This window comes from Pseudomonas sp. NFX98, from assembly GCF_047784845.1.
Taxonomy (GTDB): Bacteria; Pseudomonadota; Gammaproteobacteria; order Pseudomonadales; family Pseudomonadaceae; genus Aquipseudomonas.
Genome location: NZ_JBLNNF010000004.1, coordinates 263,673 through 285,742 on the forward strand (window position 1 = coordinate 263,673; position 22,070 = coordinate 285,742).

The 22,070-nt window shown below is 59.9% G+C and carries 19 protein-coding genes and 4 pseudogenes; 5 read left to right on the plus strand and 18 right to left on the minus strand.

Annotation, left to right across the window (positions count from 1 at the left end):
• Positions 1-58: 58 nt before the first annotated feature.
• Both ACM110_RS07255 and ACM110_RS07260 read right to left on the minus strand, forming a co-directional pair.
• Positions 59-475, minus strand: coding sequence for a CZB domain-containing protein (locus tag ACM110_RS07255; RefSeq protein ID WP_416127297.1), 417 nt, complete (start codon positions 473-475; stop codon positions 59-61).
• A 6-nt stretch (positions 476-481) separates the two neighbouring features.
• Positions 482-1,132: pseudogene (locus ACM110_RS07260) on the minus strand (methyl-accepting chemotaxis protein); the annotation flags it as partial.
• 394 nt (positions 1,133-1,526) lie between these two features.
• Here ACM110_RS07260 and ACM110_RS07265 point away from each other — a divergent pair.
• Positions 1,527-2,042 carry a DoxX family protein gene (locus tag ACM110_RS07265; protein ID WP_416127220.1) on the plus strand — a complete coding sequence of 172 codons (516 nt, stop codon included), beginning with the start codon at positions 1,527-1,529 and terminating at the stop codon, positions 2,040-2,042.
• A gap of 61 nt (positions 2,043-2,103) precedes the next feature.
• Here ACM110_RS07265 and ACM110_RS07270 read toward each other — a convergent pair whose 3' ends face one another.
• From ACM110_RS07270 to ACM110_RS07340, 15 genes and pseudogenes are all read right to left on the minus strand, one after another.
• On the minus strand, positions 2,104-2,466 hold the full coding sequence (locus ACM110_RS07270) for a copper-binding protein (RefSeq protein WP_416127221.1): 363 nt from the start codon (positions 2,464-2,466) through the stop codon (positions 2,104-2,106).
• Positions 2,463-5,621: an efflux RND transporter permease subunit gene (locus tag ACM110_RS07275; RefSeq protein WP_416127222.1), complete on the minus strand. Its 3,159-nt coding sequence runs from the start codon at positions 5,619-5,621 to the stop codon at positions 2,463-2,465. Before ACM110_RS07275 ends, ACM110_RS07270 begins: the two co-directional genes overlap by 4 nt.
• 11 nt (positions 5,622-5,632) lie before the next feature.
• A pseudogene (locus ACM110_RS07280) lies at positions 5,633-6,841 on the minus strand (efflux RND transporter periplasmic adaptor subunit); the annotation flags it as partial.
• Positions 6,838-8,094 (minus strand): TolC family protein, encoded by a 1,257-nt coding sequence (locus tag ACM110_RS07285; RefSeq protein ID WP_416127223.1) that lies wholly within the window; start codon positions 8,092-8,094, stop codon positions 6,838-6,840. The gene ACM110_RS07285 and the pseudogene ACM110_RS07280, both read right to left, overlap by 4 nt.
• A 95-nt stretch (positions 8,095-8,189) precedes the next feature.
• Positions 8,190-8,531: a hypothetical protein gene (locus tag ACM110_RS07290; protein ID WP_416127224.1), complete on the minus strand. Its 342-nt coding sequence runs from the start codon at positions 8,529-8,531 to the stop codon at positions 8,190-8,192.
• Positions 8,532-8,621: 90 nt separating this feature from the next.
• Positions 8,622-9,596, minus strand: coding sequence for a nitrilase-related carbon-nitrogen hydrolase (locus ACM110_RS07295; protein WP_416127225.1), 975 nt, complete (start codon positions 9,594-9,596; stop codon positions 8,622-8,624).
• A 95-nt stretch (positions 9,597-9,691) separates the two neighbouring features.
• Positions 9,692-10,624, minus strand: coding sequence for a GlxA family transcriptional regulator (locus ACM110_RS07300; RefSeq protein WP_416127226.1), 933 nt, complete (start codon positions 10,622-10,624; stop codon positions 9,692-9,694).
• A 77-nt stretch (positions 10,625-10,701) separates the two neighbouring features.
• Complete coding sequence (locus ACM110_RS07305; protein ID WP_416127227.1) at positions 10,702-11,781, minus strand: putative urea ABC transporter substrate-binding protein; 1,080 nt, start codon at positions 11,779-11,781, stop codon at positions 10,702-10,704.
• Between the two features lie 39 nt (positions 11,782-11,820).
• Positions 11,821-12,768, minus strand: a complete 948-nt coding sequence (locus tag ACM110_RS07310; protein WP_416127228.1) for a hypothetical protein — start codon at positions 12,766-12,768, stop codon at positions 11,821-11,823.
• A 1-nt stretch (position 12,769) separates the two neighbouring features.
• A complete protein-coding gene (locus tag ACM110_RS07315; RefSeq protein ID WP_416127229.1) occupies positions 12,770-13,819 on the minus strand; it encodes an isopenicillin N synthase family dioxygenase in 1,050 nt (349 codons plus the stop codon).
• Positions 13,820-14,076: 257 nt separating this feature from the next.
• Positions 14,077-15,600, minus strand: coding sequence for an ArnT family glycosyltransferase (locus ACM110_RS07320; protein ID WP_416127230.1), 1,524 nt, complete (start codon positions 15,598-15,600; stop codon positions 14,077-14,079).
• A 3-nt stretch (positions 15,601-15,603) separates the two neighbouring features.
• Positions 15,604-15,882: a lipid-A-disaccharide synthase N-terminal domain-containing protein gene (locus ACM110_RS07325; protein ID WP_338586357.1), complete on the minus strand. Its 279-nt coding sequence runs from the start codon at positions 15,880-15,882 to the stop codon at positions 15,604-15,606.
• The gene (locus ACM110_RS07330) at positions 15,879-16,619 is read right to left on the minus strand and encodes a glycosyltransferase family 2 protein (protein WP_416127231.1); all 741 of its coding nucleotides are present in this window, start codon (positions 16,617-16,619) and stop codon (positions 15,879-15,881) included. The genes ACM110_RS07325 and ACM110_RS07330 overlap by 4 nt, the downstream gene beginning before the upstream one ends.
• A gap of 47 nt (positions 16,620-16,666) precedes the next feature.
• A complete protein-coding gene (locus ACM110_RS07335) occupies positions 16,667-17,629 on the minus strand; it encodes an NAD-dependent epimerase/dehydratase family protein (protein WP_416127232.1) in 963 nt (320 codons plus the stop codon).
• A 186-nt stretch (positions 17,630-17,815) separates the two neighbouring features.
• Entirely contained in the window at positions 17,816-18,436 is a 621-nt protein-coding gene (locus tag ACM110_RS07340) for a cell wall hydrolase (protein ID WP_416127233.1), read from the minus strand.
• Between the two features lie 142 nt (positions 18,437-18,578).
• On the opposite strand from ACM110_RS07340, the gene ACM110_RS07345 reads away from it, so the two are divergent.
• On the plus strand, positions 18,579-19,436 hold the full coding sequence (locus ACM110_RS07345) for a CAP domain-containing protein (RefSeq protein WP_416127234.1): 858 nt from the start codon (positions 18,579-18,581) through the stop codon (positions 19,434-19,436).
• A 130-nt stretch (positions 19,437-19,566) separates the two neighbouring features.
• Here ACM110_RS07345 and ACM110_RS07350 read toward each other — a convergent pair.
• A pseudogene (locus ACM110_RS07350) lies at positions 19,567-19,674 on the minus strand (DUF2474 domain-containing protein); the annotation flags it as partial.
• Between the two features lie 240 nt (positions 19,675-19,914).
• Here ACM110_RS07350 and moaA point away from each other — a divergent pair.
• From moaA to ACM110_RS07365, 3 genes and pseudogenes are all read left to right on the plus strand, one after another.
• Positions 19,915-20,913, plus strand: coding sequence for a GTP 3',8-cyclase MoaA (gene moaA, locus ACM110_RS07355; RefSeq protein ID WP_416127235.1), 999 nt, complete (start codon positions 19,915-19,917; stop codon positions 20,911-20,913).
• A 5-nt stretch (positions 20,914-20,918) separates the two neighbouring features.
• Positions 20,919-21,818, plus strand: a complete 900-nt coding sequence (locus tag ACM110_RS07360) for a bestrophin family protein (protein WP_416127236.1) — start codon at positions 20,919-20,921, stop codon at positions 21,816-21,818.
• A 157-nt stretch (positions 21,819-21,975) separates the two neighbouring features.
• Positions 21,976-22,035: pseudogene (locus ACM110_RS07365) on the plus strand (MoaD/ThiS family protein); the annotation flags it as partial.
• Between the last annotated feature and the right edge of the window lie 35 nt (positions 22,036-22,070).

Below are 22,070 nucleotides of genomic sequence, written 5' to 3' on the forward strand. Positions count from 1 at the left end.
GGGCGGAAAATGTATAGCAAAAGTCCGCGAGCGTCATCCGCCCCAAGGCGTCCCCGGTTCAGACCGCCGATTGCAGGCGCGAATGCAGCAGCCCCTTGACCGTGCGCATCACGGCGGCATTCGCCTCCTCCATCTGCCCGACCTGCTTCAGTGCCTCTTCCAGTTCACCTCGGGCATGGGCCTCCAACGCGGCCTGACCGCTGCTGTGAACCATTTGATGAGGCACTTCCATGCGCCGGAAATCCGCGTCGCGTTGTTGGGTCTGGTTCTGCTCGCCGTAGTACCACTGGCCGAACAGGCACTCGGTTTCATCCGGCAAGATCAGCGCTGAATGCGGCTTGGGGTTGAGCAAGCGATCATAGACCGTCACCTTGAGCGTCAGCTCTTGCAGGTTGGCCAGTTCGACGTTGGACAGCAGGTGCGACTGATCGATTTCCCGCTGCATCTGCTGCGCTTCGCCGTACATGCCGGCCATGGCCTCGGCGGTTTTGTCGATCACCGCGCCAAAAGCATTGGAGACCTGGCTCTGTTGCGAAATCGCCTGTTTGGCCTGGCTGATTTCCTGCTGGATGGCCGAGGTTTCCTTGACGATTTCCCGGGTCGCCTCAGCGGTTTTTTCCGCCAGCAGCCGCACTTCACCGGCCACCACCGCAAAGCCGCGCCCGGTGTCACCGGCACGCGCCGCTTCGATGGCGGCATTGAGCGCCAGCAGGTTGGTCTTGCGTGCGATGTCGCTGATCAGGTCGACGATGCGGTCGATCTCACTGGCGCGGCCTACCAGGTGCGTGATCACCTCCTCCAGCGCCTCCAACCCGGCGGCCATAACCCGCGATTGTTCTTGCAGATGACTGACCTGCTCGCGGTTGCTGATGGCCGAGCTGGCCACGGTTTCCGCCCGCTGATGGTTGAGCTTGAGGCGCTGGTTGAGCATCGAGAATGATTCACTGACCGGCGCCAGCGAGTTACCGCAAGTGAGCAAGTGCTGCGCCAGGCCGCGGAAAAAATCACGGTCGCGCAGCTCGGCCTTGCGTGCGGCCAGTTGGGCGTCATTCACGCTGTTGACGATCACCGGCGCCGGCGCTGGCTGCTCGATGGTGTGTTCGACGGTTTTCCTGCGCCATGTGAAATTCATTCCCGTTCCCCAGCCCCAGACGCAAATGCGCCAAAGTGCGGAAGATACGAATGAGCGAGCCCGGGTAAAAGATCCAATTCGACGAATTAACGAAAGACCGCACTCAATTTCAGAACCACCGGTGAACCCTGTGGGAGCGAGCTTGCTCGCGATGAGGCCCGATCAGGCGAAATCAATGTTGACTGTAAGACCGCTATCGCGAGCAAGCTCGCTCCCACAGGGATAGGCAGTGTCGCTACGTATCAAAGTGTGTACACACCCGCCCCTGACACAACCGGCCTTCAATCCCCGCCATTGGCGACACATCGCAGATACACCCGTCTGATGAAATTCACTTGTCGCTAAACGGGCACCCCGCTGCCCGACATCCCTGACTTGAAGGAGACCAACGTCCATGAGCACTTCCATTTCAACGGCCGTCAAAGGCCTGCACCTGAACCTTGACCGCGCCGGCAACTGGATCGCGCCACTGACCTTGCGGGTGTTCCTCGCTTGGGAGTTTTTCGAGTCGGGCCTTGAGAAATTCAACGGCGAAAACTGGTTCGCCGACATTCAGGATCGCTTCCTGTTTCCGTTCAACCACCTGCCGGCCACGTTGAACTGGGAGCTGTCGATGTGGGTGGAACTGATCTGCGCCCTCTTCATCTTGGTGGGCCTGGCCACGCGGTTTTCGGCGATCAGCCTGATCGTGGTCACCATCGTCGCTACCGCCGCCGTGCACTGGCCGGCCGACTGGTCGAGCTTGAGCGAATTGGCCCAGGGTTACTCGATCACCAACAAGGGCTACGGCAACTTCAAGTTGCCGCTGATTTACCTTGCCGCGCTGGTTCCACTGGTGTTCGCGGGGCCTGGCAAGTTCAGCCTTGATGCGTTGCTGGCGCGGTTCTTCTGGCGTCGCAGTCACAGCTGAAACACCTGACCGAGATGGCAAGACAACGGCGGTGCGAAGTCAATTCGCACCGCCGTTTTTTCTACTTCGCTACATCAATGGATACGATTGTCGCCGCCGCTCCCTGCTGCTGAAACTTGAAGTTCACCTTATCCCCCACCTTCAACGCGGCCAACTGAGCCTCTGTTGCCCTGAACCCCATGGTCATCGGCGGCCACTGCAGCGCAGGCACGGCGCCGTGGGCGATGGTGACCTTTTGCCGGGTGCTGTCGATGGCCTTGATGGTTCCCGAAGCATCGGCCACAAGCGCCGTTGCCGATGGCTGTTCTATCGGTTTGGCGTCCATGGTCATTGCGTCCATTTTCATGCCGGGCATCTCTTCAGCCTGAGCGACGAAAGACAGTGCAATCAGGCTGCTGGTGAGTGCGATCAGAGTCAGTTTCATTGGGCGCTTCCTTGGGTGTTTGAGGTGGGTGTAGAGAATTGGCGGCGGCGCATCAAGCGATACGCCGACGGAATGACAAACAGCGAGAGCAACGGCGCGGTGATCATGCCGCCGACCATGGGCGCGGCGATGCGGCTCATGACTTCGCTACCGGTGCCGCTGCCCAGCAGAATGGGCAACAGGCCGGCGATGATCACCGCCACAGTCATGGCTTTGGGGCGAACACGCTGCACCGCGCCTTGACTAATCGCCGCCATCAGGCCGGACTCGGTGGAGTCGCCAGCCTCGATGCGCTCGGTCCAGGCGTTTTTCAGATACAACAGCATGATCACGCCAAACTCGGCGGACACCCCCGCCAGCGCAATGAAACCGACGCCAGTAGCCACCGACAGGTTGTATCCCAGCCAGTAAAGGAACCAGGCGCCTCCAGCGAGGGCGAACGGCAGCGTCGCCATGATCAGCAAGGCTTCGTCAAAACGGGCGAACGTCAGGTACAGCAGCACAAAAATAATCAGCAACGTGGCAGGCACTACCAATTTGAGGCGCGCGTTGGCCCGCTCCAGAAACTCGAACTGGCCGGAGTAACTCAGGCTCATGCCGGGTTGCAACTGGACCTGCTCGCTCACAGTCTGACGCAAGTCCGCGACCACCGACGCGATGTCCCGCCCCCGCACGTCGATGTACACCCAGCCGGACGGACGTGCATTTTCGCTCTTGAGCATCGGCGGGCCATCCGTAACCCTGACTTTCGCCACCGTACCCAAGGTGATCTGACTACCTCGCGGGGTGTAAATCGGCAGTTGTTCCAGCCCGCCGAGCGAGTCACGCCACTCCCGCGGATAACGCACATTGATAGGGAATCGTGCGCGGCCTTCGATGGTCTCACCCACGGTTTCACCGCCGATCGCACCGGCCACGATCGACTGCACATCGGCGATGTTCAGTCCATAGCGGGCGGCGGCCTGGCGGTCGATGTCCACATCGATGTAGCGCCCGCCCGTCAAGCGTTCGGCCAGCGCGGAACTCACGCCCGGTACACCTTTGGCGACGCGTTCGACCCCTTGCGTAACAGCGTCGATCTGAGCCAGGTCGCTTCCGGCCACCTTCACCCCGATCGGGCTTTTGATGCCCGTGGCGAGCATGTCGATGCGATTGCGGATCGGCGGAATCCAGATGTTGGTCAAGCCTGGTACGCGAACCACCCGGTCCAGTTCTTCCACGAGTTTTTCCGGGGTCAGTCCCGGACGCCACTGGTCGTGGGATTTGAATTGGATGGTAGTTTCAAACATCTCCAGCGGGGCCGGGTCGGTCGCGGTTTCGGCGCGGCCGGCCTTGCCGAACACATGCTCGACTTCCGGCACCGTTTTGATCAGCCGGTCGGTCTGTTGCAGCAACTGCGCAGCTTTCTGTACCGACAACCCCGGCAGCGCCGAGGGCATGTAAAGCAGATCACCTTCGTCCAGCGGCGGCAGAAACTCACCTCCAAGCCGCGACATCGGAAAACCCGCGCTGAGAAACACCAGCAATGCTGCTAACAAGGTGATTTTCGGCCGACGCAATACCGCGTCCAGCGCCGGGCGATACAACCTGATCAAACCGCGATTCAATGGATTGCGTTGTTCATCGGGAATCCGGCCGCGAATCCAGTAGCCCATCAGCACCGGCACCAACGTCACCGACAACCCCGCCGCAGCCGCCATGGCATAGGTCTTGGTGAACGCCAGCGGACCGAACAGCCGTCCCTCCTGTGCCTCCAGGGTGAACACCGGGATGAACGACAGGGTGATGATCAACAGGCAGAAAAACAGCGCAGGCCCCACCTCGATTGCTGCATCGATCATGACTTGCCAGTGCTTTTCACCCTTGAGCACTTCGCCAGGATGCGCGGCGTGCCAGGCTTCGATTTTTTTGTGCGCGTTCTCGATCATCACTACGGCGGCATCGACCATCGCGCCAATCGCAATCGCGATCCCGCCCAGAGACATGATGTTGGCGTTGATCCCCTGATGGCGCATCACAATAAATGCGATCAAAACGCCGATCGGCAGCGAAATAATCGCCACCAGCGCCGAACGCAGGTGCCAGAGAAAGATCCCGCAGACCAGCGCGACCACGATGAACTCTTCGACCAGTTTGTGGCTGAGGTTTTCCACGGCGCGATCGATCAGTTTGCTGCGATCGTACGTGGTGACGATCTCGACCCCGGCCGGCAGGCTGCTTTTGAGTTCATCGAGCCGGGCCTTGACCGCTGCAATGGTTTGCCGGGCATTCTTGCCACTGCGCAGGATCACCACGCCGCCAACGGCCTCGCCCTCACCGTCGAGTTCAGCGAGGCCACGGCGCATTTCCGGTCCCTGCTGAATGGTCGCCACATCACCGAGGGTCACGGGCACATTGCCCACGCCCAGTTTCAGAGGAATGGCGCGGAAATCGTCAAGGGTCTTCAAGTAGCCGGATGCGCGCACGATGTACTCGGTCTCGGCCATTTCCAGCACCGCGCCGCCGGTTTCCTGATTGGCCTTGCTGATCGCTTCAGTGACCTGGGCCTGAGTGATTCCCAGACTGGCCAGTTTCAGCGGGTCAGGCTGGACCTGATATTGCTTGACCATGCCGCCGACGGTAGCCACTTCCGCGACGTTGGGCAGGGTCTTGAGTTCGAATTTGAGAAACCAGTCCTGCAAGGCTCGCAGTTGCGCCAGGTCATGCCGTCCGCTGCGATCCACCAGCGCGTACTGGAAGATCCAGCCCACTCCAGTCGCATCCGGCCCCAGCGCCGGTTTGGCACTGGCCGGCAAGCGACTCTGGACCTGGCTCAGATATTCCAGCACCCGCGAGCGCGCCCAATACACATCGGTGCCATCCTCGAACAGCACGTACACAAAGCTGTCGCCGAAGAAGGAATAACCGCGCACGGTTTTCGCGCCTGGCACCGACAACATGGTGGTCGCCAATGGATAGGTCACCTGGTTTTCGACAATCTGCGGTGCCTGGCCGGCATAGGGTGTGCGAATGATCACCTGCACATCGGAAAGATCCGGCAGTGCATCGACCGGCGTGCCCTGCACCGACCAAATGCCCCATGCCGTGACGAACAGCGTCGCCAGCAGCACCAGAAAGCGATTGCCCACGGACCAGCGAATCAATGCGGCAATCATGGCCGGCCTCCGGAGATTTCCAGAGGTTGGGCGACGATACCTTTGAGGCTGGCTTCGGAGTCGAGCAGGAACTGCCCGGACGTGACGACCTGCTGCCCCTCCTCCAGTCCCTTCAACACAGCGGTCCGGCCAGAACTTTCCGCACCGGCCTGCACCTCGACCGGACGGTAGCGCCCACCCTCTTCGGCCAGCATCACCAACACCCGTTTGCCGGTGCGAATCAACGCCTCGCTCGGCACCTGCAACACGCTTTTTCCAGCACTACTCTCCAGCCGCACCTGCGCCGTAAGGCCAGGCCGCAAGCGTCCATCAGGATTGAGCAATTCAACCCGCACGCTGACCGTACGGCTGTCGGGATTGGTCTGCGGCAGAATCGCACTGATCGTGCCGTGAAGGACTGCGTCCGGCGTCGTCAGCAGCCGGGCCTCGACGGTTTGCCCGAGCCGGATCGAACCAGCCACCGCTTCCGGCACCGCGACACTCAGCCAGACACTGTCGAGCCCATTGACCCGCGCCAGGGTTTCGCCGGCGGCCAGGGTCATGCCGGCCCGCACATTCAACACCTGCAAGGCACCGGCAATGGGGGTGGTGACGGTCTGATTGAGCTGCACTTTGCCCGTGCGTTCAACCCGGCCGACGATGGCCTCGGGCATGCCGATCAAACGCAGGCGCTGGCGTGCCGCGTCCAGCAGACCTGCATCGCCGATGCGTTTGAGCGCCAGGAACTCCTCCTGAGCCGCCGCCCAATCAGGCACCAGTATGTCCGCCAAGGGTGAACCGGCCTTGAGCACATCGTCCGGTGCACGGTCATAGACCCGTTCGACGAAACCCGCCGTGCGCGTCTGAACGACCGCAATATCCCGCTCGTTGTAGGCCAGCAGGCCCACCGCATCGAGGCTCGAAGACAGTGGGCCCCGAGTGACCGTCGCCAGCCTGAGCCCGATGTTCTGCGTCATGCCCGGATCGATCTGTACCGAGGCAGTTTCTGCGCCCCCATCGGCGTAGCGCGGCACCAGTTCCATCTCCATGAAAGGCGATTTGCCGGGTTTGTCGAACTTCTGTTGCGGGACCATCGGGTCGTACCAGTACAGCACTTTGCGTTCGTCGCTGGCCTTGACGCTTTGATCGACAGATGCCGGCGGGCGGACGAGCCAGTAACCGCCAAAACCACCCACCCCAAGCAGGCAAACGACCGATAACACACGCTTGAAAATACTCATTGGCCAGCCTCCCCATAGGCGAAATACAACCGGGCGCCGGTCAGTGCTTTCTGTTCGTTGACGTCTATCTGTTTCAGGCGCGCTTCGATCCATTCGCGCCGGGCGGCGATGACCGCCGACACGTCACTTTTGCCCGCGCGGTAGCTGGCCAGGGTCAACTCGGCCTTTTCCTTGGCGAGCGGCAACAGGCTCTCTTGGGTGCGACGTACTGCCCGTTCCAGCCGCTGGTAGTCGGCCAATTGCGCTTCCAGTTGCTCGCTGTGCTCACGCACCAACGCCTCACGCTCGGCCTCAAGTTGATTGAGCTCGGAGCGCCTGGCGGCGATCTTCGGGTTTTGTCGGGTCTCGGGGAACAACGGCAAGTCAAAGGTGAATTGCACGCTGACCATGTCGCCAAACTCACGCCCGCGTTTCTGGTAATCGAGTTCCCAACTCCAATCGGATTTTTTATCGGCTTCGGCTTCACGGATCCTGGCCCGCGCTTCGCGGGTCATTGGTACAAACGCCGCCAACTGCGGATGGTGCTCAAGCTTGTGCGCATAACCCGATGTATCGATCGGCCATTGCGGCCAGTTACCGGTGGGTTGCTCGTTGGCAACAGGACCGATCCAGCGCTTGAGCGCCGCTCGGGCCTGGGTGCGCTGAAGGATCAATTGGTCCTGTTGCTCGTCCAGTTGCGCCGCTTCCTGTCTCGGCGTGACTGCGTCGGCGGGCTGCGCACGACCGCTGGCGATCTGCGCGCGAACGGTCGCGGCCAGCAAGCTGTTCTCGCGGTAAAACTCCTGGAACAGCGCCTGTTTCAGCGCCACTGAATAGCTGCCGATCCAGGCCAGCGCCGTGGATTGCCGTACATTCAAGCGTTCGAGGCGGCCTTGCGCGGCAGCCAGATCGACGGCGGCGTCTGCCACTTCGGTACGCGCCCGACGTTTATCGCCATTGGGCATTTCCTGCGTCACGCCGACCATTTGCATGGTCATGAAATCGTGATCCAGCGTTCCTCGATCAGGACCTCCCACCGGAAAATTCTGCACGCCCAACAACAGTTTCGGATCGGGCAACTCACCGGCAGGAATCGCGGCGCTTCTGGCCGCCTCGAGTTTTTCCGACTGGGCGGTCAATGACGGCGCACTGTCATCCGCCAGGCGCAAGGCTTCATCAAGGGTCAACGGGGCAGCAACGCACGGCAAGGCCAATACGCTCGCCGCCAGGGCAGCCATCAGCGGCCACCCCGTGCGAAAGCACGTGGAGTTCATCTCTGAAATTCCTGTAATGATCCACCGCGCGCTTTTACAAGCGCGCAGCAACGCCATTCCGCGAAGGCGGAACGGGGCTCAAAGAGGGACAGGAATCAGGTGCGAGGGGGTCGCCATACCCCGGACGGGGTCGGGACAGGCATTACATCGACAAAGAGGGTGGCGATGATCGGGCTGAACAAGGTCACGGGAGGTTTGGCGATGGAGACTTGCAACATGCCACCGGTCTTGCACTCCTGACCGGGTTTGCAGGGCTTGCCGTGGTCGGACGGAGTGCTCATGTCCTGGCAGCAGTCCTCGCCCATATCACCCATCATCGACATGCCCATGGTTTTCATCGGGCACGGTTGCGCAGGTGCCTGAACACCCGCCATTCCGCTGAGGGGAAGCGCGAGACTGATCAGGAAAATGAGGCAAAACCGCAGGTAGCGTTTCATGAAGCGAGAGTCTAGCTGTGGAAATATTAACTGACAATTACGCCTCTGAAATGAGGGCCCGATATGACACCGGGCCCCGCTTCTGCCGTATCAGCCGTTAACTTCGTCCATCGATTCGACTGCCTTCAACTTCGGATGCGCACCACGCTCATGCACATGGGAATGCGGCGTGCGATCGATCAGCAGACTCAGCAATTCTGGACGGCTGTAGTGACCGCGCGAATCCATCATGCGCTTGCGCTTGTCGATCAGGCCCATGTCGAGGTCGACGATCACCTCGCCTTCACCTTCGGTCAACGCGCCCAGTACCACGCCATCGGGGCTGATGATCGCGGTGTAGCAACCTCCGGAGATCGGGCCGATCGGGCAACCGGTGTCGGCCATGATCTGCGCCTGTTGCTCCGGGTTAAGCCAGGCGGTGGAGTTGACCACGAAGCAGGCGGCTTCCAGCGCATGTTGGCGAATGTTGACTTCCATTTGCGAGGTGAACAGCGGACCGGCAAACGAACCCGGATACATTGAGGCGTGGATCTGTTCGCCATCGGCCATCAATGCGTAACGGGCCAGCGGGTTGTAATGCTCCCAGCACGCCAGTTGCCCGATGCGCCCTACCGCGCTGTCGGTGGCGCGCAGGCCCGAACCGTCGCCCATGCCCCAGATCATGCGTTCGTGGTAAGTCGGGGAAATCTTGCGGCGATGCTGGTTCAGGGTGCCGTCGGCATCGAACAGCAACTGCGCGTTGTACAGCGTGCCGCCATCGCGTTCGTTGACGCCGATGGACACGACCATGCCGGCCTGTTTGGCGGCGGCACCGATGGCGTCAGTGGCATCCGACGGCACGGTCACCGCCTGATCCAGCAACTTGTAGTGCTCGGCGCCCATTTCGAACGGCGATTGCACGAACGAGAAATACGGGTAGTACGGCACGATGGTTTCCGGAAACACGGCGAACTGCACACCTTGTTCGCCGAGTTCGAGGATCTTCTCCACGACTTTATTCACAGTGCCTTCACGGCTGTATAGCACGGGGCTGATTTGGACGGCGGCGGCTTTTACGAGGGTCATGGCGGCGATCTCATTGAGGAAATGGGCTTCAACGAAATCAAGATTACGGCAATAATATTTAGTCTTAAATGTCGTATACACCACCTTTTAGGCCATCACCCTCGATTAGCGCGCTGAATCACCTGTGGCGGCTGCCCGAATGCGCGGATAAACGCCCGGCGCATGCGCTCCCGATCACCAAAACCGGTGTCGGTGGCTACCACATCAATGGAATGGCGACCGGTTTCCATCATCAACCGCGCGGACTCTACCCGCAGGCTCTCGATGGCCTTGGCCGGCGATTGACCGGTTTCTGCGTGGAACACCCGACTGAACTGACGTGGACTGAGATTGGCGGCATTGGCCAACTCCTCCACCGATAGTGCGGACTTGAGGTTTTGCTTGGCGTAGGTCAGTGCCGCCTGAATGCGATCGGTCTTGGGTTCCAGCTCCAGCATCACTGAAAACTGCGACTGCCCACCCGCCCGGCGGTGATATACCACCAACTGTCGCGCCACCCGCCGCGCGACCTCGGCGCCCAGATCCATCTCCACCAGCGCCAGCGCCAGATCGACACAGGCGCTCATGCCGGCGGCCGTCCAGATGTGGCCGTCGTTGATGAAAATCCGATCCTCCTCGACCTTCACCTTCGGATAATCCCGCTGCAACGACGCGGCATGACACCAGTGAGTGGTCGCCCGTCGGCCATCGAGTAACCCGGCCTCGGCCAGGGCAATGGCGCCGGTGCAGATCGATCCCAGACGTCGGGTGCCCTGACTGGCACCACGCAAAAATTCCACCATGCCCGCCGATACCGGACGGATCAGGTTGTCGCCCATGACCAGCAGCGTGTCGAACGGACGCTGGTCGAATGCCGTGGTTTGCACCGAGAACCCGGCGGAGGTTTGCACCTGGCCACCGGTTTCGGACAGCAGTTCGATGCTGTACACCGGCTCGTCAGCGGCAGTGTTCGCCAGTTCGAACGTGGCGCACATGGCCAGGCCCAGGACCTGGAAACCGGGGTAAACGATGAGGCCGATGTGGTGCATTGCTAATGACCTTAAACGTGGCATGGCAATTTTTGCGCCAAAGTTCCTGCACTATACGCCACGCAATCGATGCCCAATCAGAGCTTGTTGGTCATTGCCATGTTCACAAACCGCGTGTCGAATCGCAGTTTGATGTTGTTCTTGTCACCCAGGGTCGAACCATCGGCAAACTGCATGCCCACCGCATCGGCGCTGGTGGCTGCCTGGCCAAGTAAACCCTTGGCGAAAGAGAACGTACGAACCTTGTCCATGGTGTGACGGATAGCATCGGAATTGGCAAACTCAAAAGCCGTGGCGGGTGTGTAGAAGAGCATGGTCTGAGTGAGTTGATCTTCGTAACCCTTCAGGTCAGTACCCGAGCGCTCGGCCATTGAAGTGCGTGCGGCGACCGCCTGTCCATTGTCGCCGGACATCAATTGCAAGGTTTCGAACCACGCGCCCACCAACGCCTTGCCCAACTCAGGATTGGCCTCCAGCGTCTCGGTGTTGACCGCCATCATGTCGATGATTTCCCCCGGTATTTCTTTGGAGGTAAAGACTTGAGTCGCCGTGGGTGACTGCTTCATCACCATGCTCAACTGTGGATTCCACAGCGCGGCCGCAGTGACGCCAGTAGTGGAGAATGAAGCCACGGCATCAGCGTCGGAGGTGTTCATGATCTTGATGTCACGCTGGCTCAGACCATGAATATCCAAAGCCCTGGACATCAGGTAGTCGGACACCGACAGCTCCACCAGATTGACTTGCTGGCCCTTGATATCGGCGAAGGTCTTGCCGTGTTTGAGGACGATGGCATCGTTGCCGTTGGAGTAATCCCCCAGGATCAATCCGGTGGTATCGACACCGTTGGCGCTCGGGATGGTCAACGCATCCATGTTGGTCATGCCGCAGGCATCGAATGCGCCGGCGGCGTACTGGTTGATCGATTCGATGTAGTCATTGAGCTGAACCAGTTCGATTTTGATGCCGTACTTTCTTGCCCACTTGTCGATGATCCCGTGTTCGCTGGCATAGCCCCACGGCATCCAGCCGGAGTAGATCGACCAGGCGACCTTGAACTCCTGCTTTTTCTCAGCGGCAGATGCGCCGAAAGCAAGACACGACAACGCCAGCAACACAGCGGTGAAACGGAAAAAAACGCACGAGAATGCCTTCATGGAAACCTCACGGGTAATGAATAGGGTGACACGTTGGGTTCAAACGACTGGCCGGGTGTAACGGCTCAACGTTGGGGCTTCACGCTCATACCATTGCGCCGCACCACCGTTGAACCCGGTGGCTTGCGCGTAATGGACAAGGGGTTCCAGCGTATCGATGGCAAACACCCGCTCACGGGCAATGCCATCGACCTGCAACCGTTGGCTGACGTGGACGCCATCAGCCAGCCAATCGAAACCGTCCAGAGGCATCAGCGGCTGGCTGACGCGCGCGGCGCAGGTAGAGAGGGTTACGTGGTAGCCATCGACCAAAGAGCCTTCGGCGACAGAGGTTTCAAAGTTGAACGCGCGGCTCAGCCAGTGCGGATCATCACCCAAGCGCGCGACCAGATCCCGGAGCATCGTCCCCTTCTGTTCACTCTCCAGCGGCTGTGCCCGGCCCAGCACCATCGCCGCGTAATCTCCACAGACGATCAGGCCGCCACCACGATGGTGCACGACACCACTCTCCAGCTCCCTGTCCTCCACCAGACGCAAACCGATCAAAACACCCGGCGTAGACGATTGCAGGCGCCAGTCTTCGACATACGCACCACTGGGCGCGAACTCGATCATGCAATTGCCGATACGCTTCAACACCCCGGGTTCGGGCCAACGGTTATGCACCTGAAAGGACGTATCGGTATGCCAACTCAGGGTGTCGCCTTCCCAGACACACAAGGCTTCCCAGCCTTCGTAATTGGCCAGTTGCTGCAACTCTTCAACGTTACAGGCTGCCAGCGGCTTGACGGGCACTTGCTGGTGTTCAAGCGGCAGACGCAAATCAATGGTGAAGTTGCGGCTTTGAAACCAGCACACGTGGGTTTGGGTATCGGTCAGGCCATCGGCGAAGCTGATCGCCCGGCGCTTGTAGAAACCCAGCATCCACTCTGGAACGCCGTGAGCAGGCTGTTGCGCGAACCGTGCGACAAGTTCTGAGAGGTGCATGTCAAACCTCCATCGCGTTGGCGGCTCGACCGAAAGAAGACAAGCCCTTCGCGCCGTCCGGCAAGCTCAGTTCACCACTGGCCAACCGCTGCTTGAGGTAGCGAAATGTCTGCAAGGTTTGCGCATACAGATGATCACCACAAACGAGCGGACCATAACGACCGGGCGTTGCCGCATCGAGCAGCTGTGCGATGGGTTCAATGACCGTGTCGTAATCACAGGCACAGAACATCGGGAACGAAAAACGCTCCTGGGCGACTTTGCGAACCCGGTGGGAAGTCGCGACGTACCGGCCATTGCTCAGCACTTCCAGCATGTCGCCAATGTTGATGACAAATGCCCCGTCCACCAACGGCACGTCGATCCACTGCCCTGCTCCGTTCAGTACTTCCAGGCCCGGAGCCGTCGGCAGCAGAATGGTGAAGCACTCATAATCCGTGTGCGCACCGATGCCGGGGCGATCTGTCGGTACCTGCGGCGAGAAGGGATAGTGAATCAACCGGAGCTGGCTCGGCGGCTGTTTGACGTATTGGCTGATGGCATCTTCCGGCAACCCCAGTGCCAGTGCGAAACCGCGAAAAAGCGTGAGGCTGAGGCTGAACACCGCGTCGTAGTAAGCCTTGATGTCTTGCTTGAACCCCGGCAACGCTGGCCAGCGATTGGCACCCAGCATCGGCCGACGGCCTTGGGGCAACTGGTAATCGAAACCGACATCGAACGCTTCTTTGTGGTCGATGCTGCCCTCGACGAACTGCTCCTCTCCCTCGGGTACGTAACCGCTGTGATTACTCGAATACCCGATGTAATCCTGCATCTTCTGTTCGAGCGACTGTGCGAAATATTCCGCCGCTCGCTGCTTCAGAGCGTTGATAACCTGCGGATCGATACCGTGCCCGGTCACGTAGAGAAACCCCGCTTGCGAGGCGGCGTCCCCCAGAGCGGCAGCTGCTTCGGCCCGATCATCCGGGTTCGTCGAAAACAGCCCGCGAATGTCCACAAGGGGCAGCGACTTGAAGGCTGAATGAGGGGTGATTCGAGGCATGGGCGCCATTAGTAACCTCCTGATGATTAGTCAAAATGTCACCTGGTCGTCCAGATCCCACAAAGCCGGGAGGCCTCCGGGTCGTCCCGGATTTACAGCACCTGAAAAGGCGCATGAGAGGCCCAGCAATGTACGTGCCATGCGTGTGGCGGCACACCGACTTGCGTTTATCTCGTTGATTTTAAAAAGGAGTATGCGACCCTCGCGAATCGACCGGTTCCATCCCGATGCGCGTAAAGCACCAGAATGGAACCCTCAAGCCCTGATCAATGCGCAGCAAATGACGCGCTGTTGAACCGATAGACCGTTGGCGCCGGCCCTGGATGACACTGGCCGTTATCCGCATCAGCCCCGACAATCGACCATTGCGCCCGCGAGTTTTCCCCGAGTTCGCGCGCCGCCTCAGGTTTGAAACACCGCCCCAGCACCTCATCCGGCACCAACGCGTAATCCTTCGGATGCTCACGCAACCATTGCGCCGCCCGCTCAACGGTGGAATCAAGCATGCCGAAATGCACGATCGGCTGCCGAGCAAACAACCAGTGCCCTTCGCTCCAGTTGACCAGCACCAGATCAGCGCCGTGAGTCATGCTATTGGCCTGCGCCATGAGCGTTAGATTGGGGTTGATACCGTCCCTGACCGGTTCGACAAAACCCCGGGCAAACCACAGCACGAACCAGGTCGCGACCAGCGCCGGAAACGCGCGCCGAAAACGCGGTCGCTGACGGAACCAACGCCGCAACAACCACGGCACCAGCGGTGCGGCCACCAGCACCAGTCCTGGCAGCGCCGGGTAGATGTACAACTTGCGCTTGCCGCTGCTGATGCAGAAAAACAGCACCACCAACGCCACCCAACCGAGCAGCACCAACACGCGGCCGTCGCGTTTTTGCAGCTGTTGGCGCCAGGCCGGCACCAGCCATGGCAGCACCAGTACCAAGGGCAGCCAGTATTGCGGAATGACGTTGGTGAAGAAGTACCAGAACGGTTCGCGATGGTGCCAAGCGGCGGCGTAGCGTCCGGCCGTCTGACGCAGGAGGATTTCCCGGGCATAGGCGATTTCATCTGCCGTGCCATTGAGGGCGATGGACAAGGCCAGGGGCAATAGCCAGATCGCAATGGCGGCCAACATGACTGCAAACCCGAGTAGCCATTTGCGCGCCTCACCCGGCATCGCCGCCACACCGGGCCAGCCCTTGCGCACCGCGTAGGCATACGGGATCAGCATCAACGCCGGAAGAAAACCCACGCCTTTGGTGATCACGCCGATGCCCATCGCCGCGCATCCCACATAGAACCAGCGCCAGGCCGGTCCGAGCAGCAGATGACGCGCCAATCCGTACAGGCCCAGCGTGGTGAACAGAATCAAAAAGCTGTCGATCTGCCCGGTGCGCAGGATGCTGTAGGTCTGGTAAGTCGCCAGGTACAGCAGCGCTGCAATGCGGCCGATGCGTTGATTCCATAGCCTGCGACCCAGGTCGTAGACCATCGCCGTGACCGTCACCGCCGAAAACAGCCCCGGAATGTAGAGCGCGATGTTGGGCATGCCGGTCAGCCAGACGAAAAACGCCACGGTCCACATAAAGATCGGCGGCTTGTCGCCGTAGATTTCCCCGGCCCGATGGGGAATCAGCCACGAACCGTTGTGCAGCATTTCCAGCGCCACGCCGAGGAAACGTTCTTCATCGACGTTCTGCGCCGAACGCAAGCCCAGCCCTGCGCCGATCAACACTAAAGCAAGCAGCATCAGACCCAGGCACTCGACCCTGGGCGACAGCGATCTGCGCATGACTTATTCCTTGAGGTCTTTGCTTTTTTTGATCAATTGCAGATTGCGCAAGTAGACGATGGAGCCAAACGCCTGCCCGGCAATGAACACCGGGTCCTGGCGGTAAATGGCGTAGGCGAACAGCAACGTGCTGCCGACAATGCTCAAGTACCAGAAGCTCACCGGAATCACGCTGCGCTTTTTGTATTCGCTGTACAGCCATTGCAAGACGAATCGACCGGTAAACGCGATCTGTCCGGCAAAACCGATCACCAGCCACAAGGCTTCGCGGGTCATGATCATCCTTCGAGCTCCTGGGCGTGGGTGTTCAGACGCGTGCGCTTGATCAGCCACCAGACGCCGATCAGGTCGAGAATGCCCACCAGCGCGCGGTCGAGGTTGCCGTACTTGGACACCCCCGCCGTGCGCGGGCGATGGTTGACCGGGTGGACGATCATTCGGCCGTTGTGGCGCTGGATCAATGCCGGAATGTAGCGGTGCATGTGGTCGAAGTACGGCAGGCGCAAGAAGGCGGCGCGCTCGATCAGCTTCAAGCCGCAGCCGGTGTCCGGCGTCGCGTCCTTGAGCAAGCGGCTACGCAGGCCGTTGGCGAAACGCGAGGCCCAGCGCTTGCTGGCGGTATCGCGGCGGTTGGTGCGGTGGCCGGCCACCAATTGCACATCGGCGTTTGCACGTTCGCTGCGCACCAGCGCCAGCATGCCGGGAATGTCCGCCGGGTCGTTTTGCCCGTCGCCGTCGAGCGTGGCCAGCCATTGTCCCCGAGCTTCGCGTGCTGCGTGATAGAGCGAGGTGCTCTGCCCCAGCGAACGCTCGTGATGCAGGATGCGCAAGGCAGTCAGGCCGTTATTTCTGATCTGCCGCAGTTCGTGCAAGGTCGCATCGGTGCTGCCATCGTCGACGACGATGATCTCGTAGGCCTCTTCGGCCAATGCCACGCGAATTTCCTCAAGCAATGGCTTGAGGTTGTTCGCTTCGTTTTTTGCTGGAATCAGTACCGATACAAAAATGTCCTGGCGCATGGAGTCCCCCTCGCCTTTTGGTTGCTGCGTTTTCAGAGGCGAACGCTTCATGCCTGATAAAACTGCCGATACCACTTCACGAACTCCCCGACGCCGGTTTCCACCGACACCTGCGGGCGGAAACCGACCCACGCTTGCAGCGCCGAAAAATCGGCCCAGGTCTTGACCACATCGCCGTCCTGCAACGGCATGAAGTTGCGCCGGACCTGCCTGCCCAATGCCGATTCCAGGCACTCGATAAAATCCAGCAGCGCCATGGGCTCGCCGCGACCGATGTTGAACAGTCGATTGATGCCCTCGCCGGACGGGCGCGTGCGTAGACGTGCAATGCTTTCGACGATGTCGTCGATGTAGGTGAAGTCCCGCGCCATTTCGCCCTGGTTGTATACGTCAATCGGCAGGCCTTTGAGGATCGCCTCGGTGAATTTGAACGGCGCCATGTCCGGTCGCCCCCAAGGTCCGTAGACGGTAAAAAAGCGCAGGCCACTGGCCTTGAGGCCGTACAGGTGGCAATAACTGTGGGCCAGCAATTCATTGGCGCGCTTGGTGGCCGCGTACAGCGAAACAGGGTGATCGACAGGGTCTTCGACGCTGAACGGCATTTTGCTGTTGCTGCCGTACACCGAACTGCTGGAGGCGTAGATCAAATGCTCGGGACGATAATGCCGACAAGCTTCCAGCACATTGAGGAAACCCACCAGGTTCGATTGGGCATAGACATCCGGGTGGTCCAGCGAGTAACGCACACCCGCCTGGGCGGCCAGATGTACCACCTCGGTAAAGTGCTGCGACCGGAACAATTCCAGCAATGCCGGTTTGTCGACGATGTCCATGTTCAGGAAGCGAAAGCCCGGCAAGGACGCAAGTTCCTTGAGCCGCGCCTGCTTGAGCGCTACGTCGTAGTAGTCGTTGAGGTTGTCGATCCCGACCACATCATGACCGTCCAGGCACAAGCGCCTGGCCGAATGAAAGCCGATGAAACCGGCAGCGCCGGTGACAAGAACCGTCACGAGGCGTTCAGCCTGGAGGACGCATCGAACGAAGCCTTGATGCTGTTGAAAAACCACGCCTGCTTCATGTTCTGTTTCCGCTCATGACGTTGTTGACCCTTGCTGCGTCATGAAGCTTGTAGAACAGAAATATTGCAGTTTCGGTGGTCTGGATAAATCACCCAGGATTTTCCCGCCTAACAGCGACTACTTCGCATCCCCGCCTATCGGCTTGTAGAACTTGAACAAGCCGATGTTCGCCGTATTGGTGTACTCCTTGGCCCAATCCGGTTTCACCGTGCGGTCATGAAAATACAGCGCGCCTTTCGTGCGATCCGGCAATTGCTTGTTCAGCGCCTTGCGCGCAATTTCCTTGGCCATTGAATACTGCACTTCTTCCTGCACCGAGTCCGGACGCCCGTCGCACCACCAGGAAAACTGGCAGCTCTTGGTTTCCGAACCCTGCTTGACCACGCCGCAGACGGTGTCGGGAAAACCTTCGTGACCGAGACGGTTCATGACCACGTTGGCCACCGCTTCCATGTCGGCCGAATCCTTGCCTTTGGCTTCCCAGTAGATCGAACGGGCGAGGCACGTGATGGCGTCATCCAGCGGCGCTTTGCCCGCCGGGTCCACGGCCTGGACTTCAGGCTGGGTGATGGCTTCAGACTTGGGCGCAGGTGCTGGGCTGTTGTTTTGCGCAGCCTTTTGCTCCAGCACCTCGGCCTTGTCTTCAGCGACTTTCTGTTTCTGCTCCTGGTCGGTGGCGAATGCCGGGGCGGCGAGGAGTGTCAGGACGAGGCAGGTTGCTATCCAGTTGCAGCGCATGGTCGGATAACTCAATGGGCAGTGTTGCTTCATTGTAGTAGTGAAATGATTGCACACACGGTGCCACGTCCCGTAAAAATGCATTGCCTGCGAGGGGGTAATTTCAAGCATCATGGGCGCAGTCAGCTCAAGGAGGATTTCCATGCATTTCCTGTCCCTGTCATCCACTCTGCGCCTTGCCGGGTTGTCACTGGGTCTGTCGTTTGCCGCCACGGCGCTGGCCAGCGACGAGTCGCAACTGATCGAATCGATCAACGTCTACCGCAGCCAGTTGCAACGCTGCGCCGACCAGGTCTCGTCGGAGCTGCCACCGCTGGCGGCCGACCCACGACTGGTTCTGTCCGCCGCCAGCATCGGCAATCTGCAGCAGGCCATGGCCACCGCCGGTTATCCGATGAAGAACGTGCAAGCGATCAGCCTGGCCGGACCGCGCGATGCACCCTCGGCGATGAAAGCGATTCAGGAGAGTTTTTGCCAGATCGTGCTCGACCCGCAATTCGTCGATGTCGGCGTCAGCCGCCAGGACAACCAATGGCGCATCGTGGTGGCCCGGCCACTGCTGAGCGCACGCCTGGGCGATTGGCAGACTGAAGGCCAGAAGCTGTTGATCGAGCTGAACGCCGCACGAAGCAAACCGCGCCAGTGCGGCACTCAAGCCTTCAACGCGACCACGCCACTGACCTGGAACGCCACGCTGGCGACCGCCGCCGAAACCCAGTCGCGCAGCATGGCCAACAACAACTATTTCGATCACAAGGACCGTGATGGCCGCACGCCGGGCGACCGCGCGGAGCTGGCAGGCTACGACTTCCAGCAGATTGGCGAGAACATCGCCGCCGGCCAGGACAGCGTACGCAAAGTGGTCGACGGCTGGCTGGCCAGCCCCGGCCACTGCGCGAATCTGATGAACCCGCAATTTCGCGATTTGGGTGCGGCGTATGCGGTTGATCCGAAGAGTGATGCGGGAATTTACTGGACGGCGATGTTTGGCGCTCAGTAAAAACACAAAAACCCGGAGCCCTGTCATGGGGTTCCGGGTTGATTGCTTTTCGTAGGAGCACGGCTTGCCGGCGATGGGGCACTTGAGGTCGCTATCGCCGGCAAGCCGTGCTCCTACAGGTTCAACGTTGTCAGTGCGAACTCATCCCGGCCGCCTGCATCAACATCCGCAATGCCCCCGCCACCACACCCAATGCAACCACACTGCCCAGCCAGATCATCACCAGCCACCCAAGGCGCAATACTTCTTCGTGACAATGCACACAGGCGTTGACCTGATTCAGGTGTTTGTTCGATGACGGAGAAAGAATATGAACGGCGAATAAATATTGTGTAAACGCTATTAATGACCTCATAGACACGGTCGATCAGCCGGTTATTAATAGTGATTGGACGCTCCGACAAGTTGCTCTTAGCCTGCGCTCAACAAGTCCGTTAATGACGGAATATTCGTACAAAAAGCGCCAAGCGAGGGTGTCATGTCAGAACGAGTCTTGATCGATGGATTCTCCCGGCGCGTGGATTATCTGCGGATGTCGGTCACCGACCGCTGCGATTTTCGCTGCGTGTATTGCATGGCCGAAGACATGCAATTTCTGCCGCGACAACGGGTGCTGACCCTGGAAGAGATTTACCAAGTCGCACAAAGCTTTGTCGCACTGGGCACCCGCAAGATCCGCCTGACCGGGGGCGAGCCGCTGATCCGTCCGGGCGTGGTGCAGTTGTGCGAAAAGATCGCCGCCCTGCCCGGCCTGCGGGAGTTGTGCATGACCACCAACGGCTCGCAGTTGGCCAAACTGGCGCAGCCCTTGTTCGACGCCGGAGTCAAGCGCCTCAACATCAGCCTCGACTGCCTGGACCCGCAACGCTTTCGCGAGCTGACCCGCACCGGTGATCTGGCGCAGGTCATCAAGGGCATCGACGCCGCCAACCAGGCCGGTTTCCGCAACACAAAGCTCAACTGCGTAGTGATGAAGGGCCGCAACGATCACGAGATCAACGATCTGGTGAGCTTCGCCATCGACCGCAACCTCGACATTTCCTTCATCGAAGAAATGCCCTTGGGCACGATCCACGAACACAGCCGCGCCGAATCGTTTTATTCCAGCGCCGAGGTCCGTGAAAAGATCGCCGAACGCTACACTCTGATTGATTCCGCCGAGTCGACCCAGGGTCCGTCGCGCTACTGGCGCCTGGCCGAAGCGCCGCAGATTCGCCTGGGGTTCATTTCGCCCCACAGCCACAACTTCTGTGGCACCTGCAACCGGGTGCGGCTGACCGTGGAAGGTCGCCTGCTGCTGTGCCTGGGCAATGAGCATTCCGTGGATCTGAAGGCCGTATTGCGCAGCCATCCGGGGCAGCCCGAACGCCTGGAGAAAGCCATCATCGAGGCCATGAAACTCAAGCCTTATCGACACAATTTCGAAGTGAACGACGAAGTCCAGGTTGTTCGCTTCATGAACATGACCGGTGGCTGAACACCATGATCGTCAGACCCAAACCCAACCTGATCGGCGTACTGACTTCCCTCAAGGGCTCGATCGCCAAGCGCATCGCCCGGCGCAGCCTGATGGTGACGCTGCTCGCCTCGGCGATCGTGCTGATCGAGACGTTGCACCCGAGCTATTTTTCCAAAGTCAGTGCCACGCCTTTCACCCTGCTCGGTCTGTCGCTGTCGATCTTCATGAGCTTTCGCAACAACGCCTGCTATGACCGCTGGTATGAAGCGCGCAAGGCGTGGGGCGATGTGATCGTTGAGACCCGTTCGATGGTTCGCGAAACGCTGATCATCAAGGACGCCGGTGTGCGGCATCAGATCCTCAGCAATCTGTGCGGCTTCGCCCACGCGCTCAACGCCCGGTTGCGCAAGGAAAACGAATTGGCCGCCAGCGGTGACTGGCTGCAACCGATGCCCAAGGGCAGCACCCCGGACGTCACCGGGCAAATCCTGCTGAACGTCGGTCAACAGTGCTCGACACTTAACGAATCCGGAACCATCAGCGACTGGCGCTATACGATCATGGCCAACCATCTGGCCAACCTGACCCGCTCGCAAGCGGTCTGTGAACGGATCAAAAACACCCCGCTGCCCTTCCCCTACACCCTGTTGCTGCACCGCACCATCTACCTGTTCTGCATCCTGTTGCCGTTCGCCATGGCCGAACCGCTGGGCTGGCTGACACCGGTTTTCACCGCGATTGTCAGCTACACCTTTTTCGGCCTGGACGCGATTGCCGATGAACTGGAAGACCCGTTCGGCCGCGACGAAAACGACCTGCCCACCGACGCCATCGTGCGCAATATCGAGCGCGACATTCTGGATGCATTGGGCGTGACAGAACTGCCGCCACAGCTTGAGCCGGTGGATTTTGTCCTGAATTAAAAACCTGTGGGAGCGGTCTTGCTCGCGATAGCGGTCTGTCAGCCAGCTTCTATGCTGGATTTGCCGACGCCATCGCGAGCAGGCTCGCTCCTACAGGGTGTTGTGACCGGCCACAGAATTCGCATTCACTGAAGATCAAAACTGTGTATGCCAAACGGATCGAGCGATCGAGGAATTCGACGAGATCGCCTTTTTTCCTCCGGTCACCGGGGGCTAAAACGCGACACCTGCTATCCAAATCAATCAGGCATG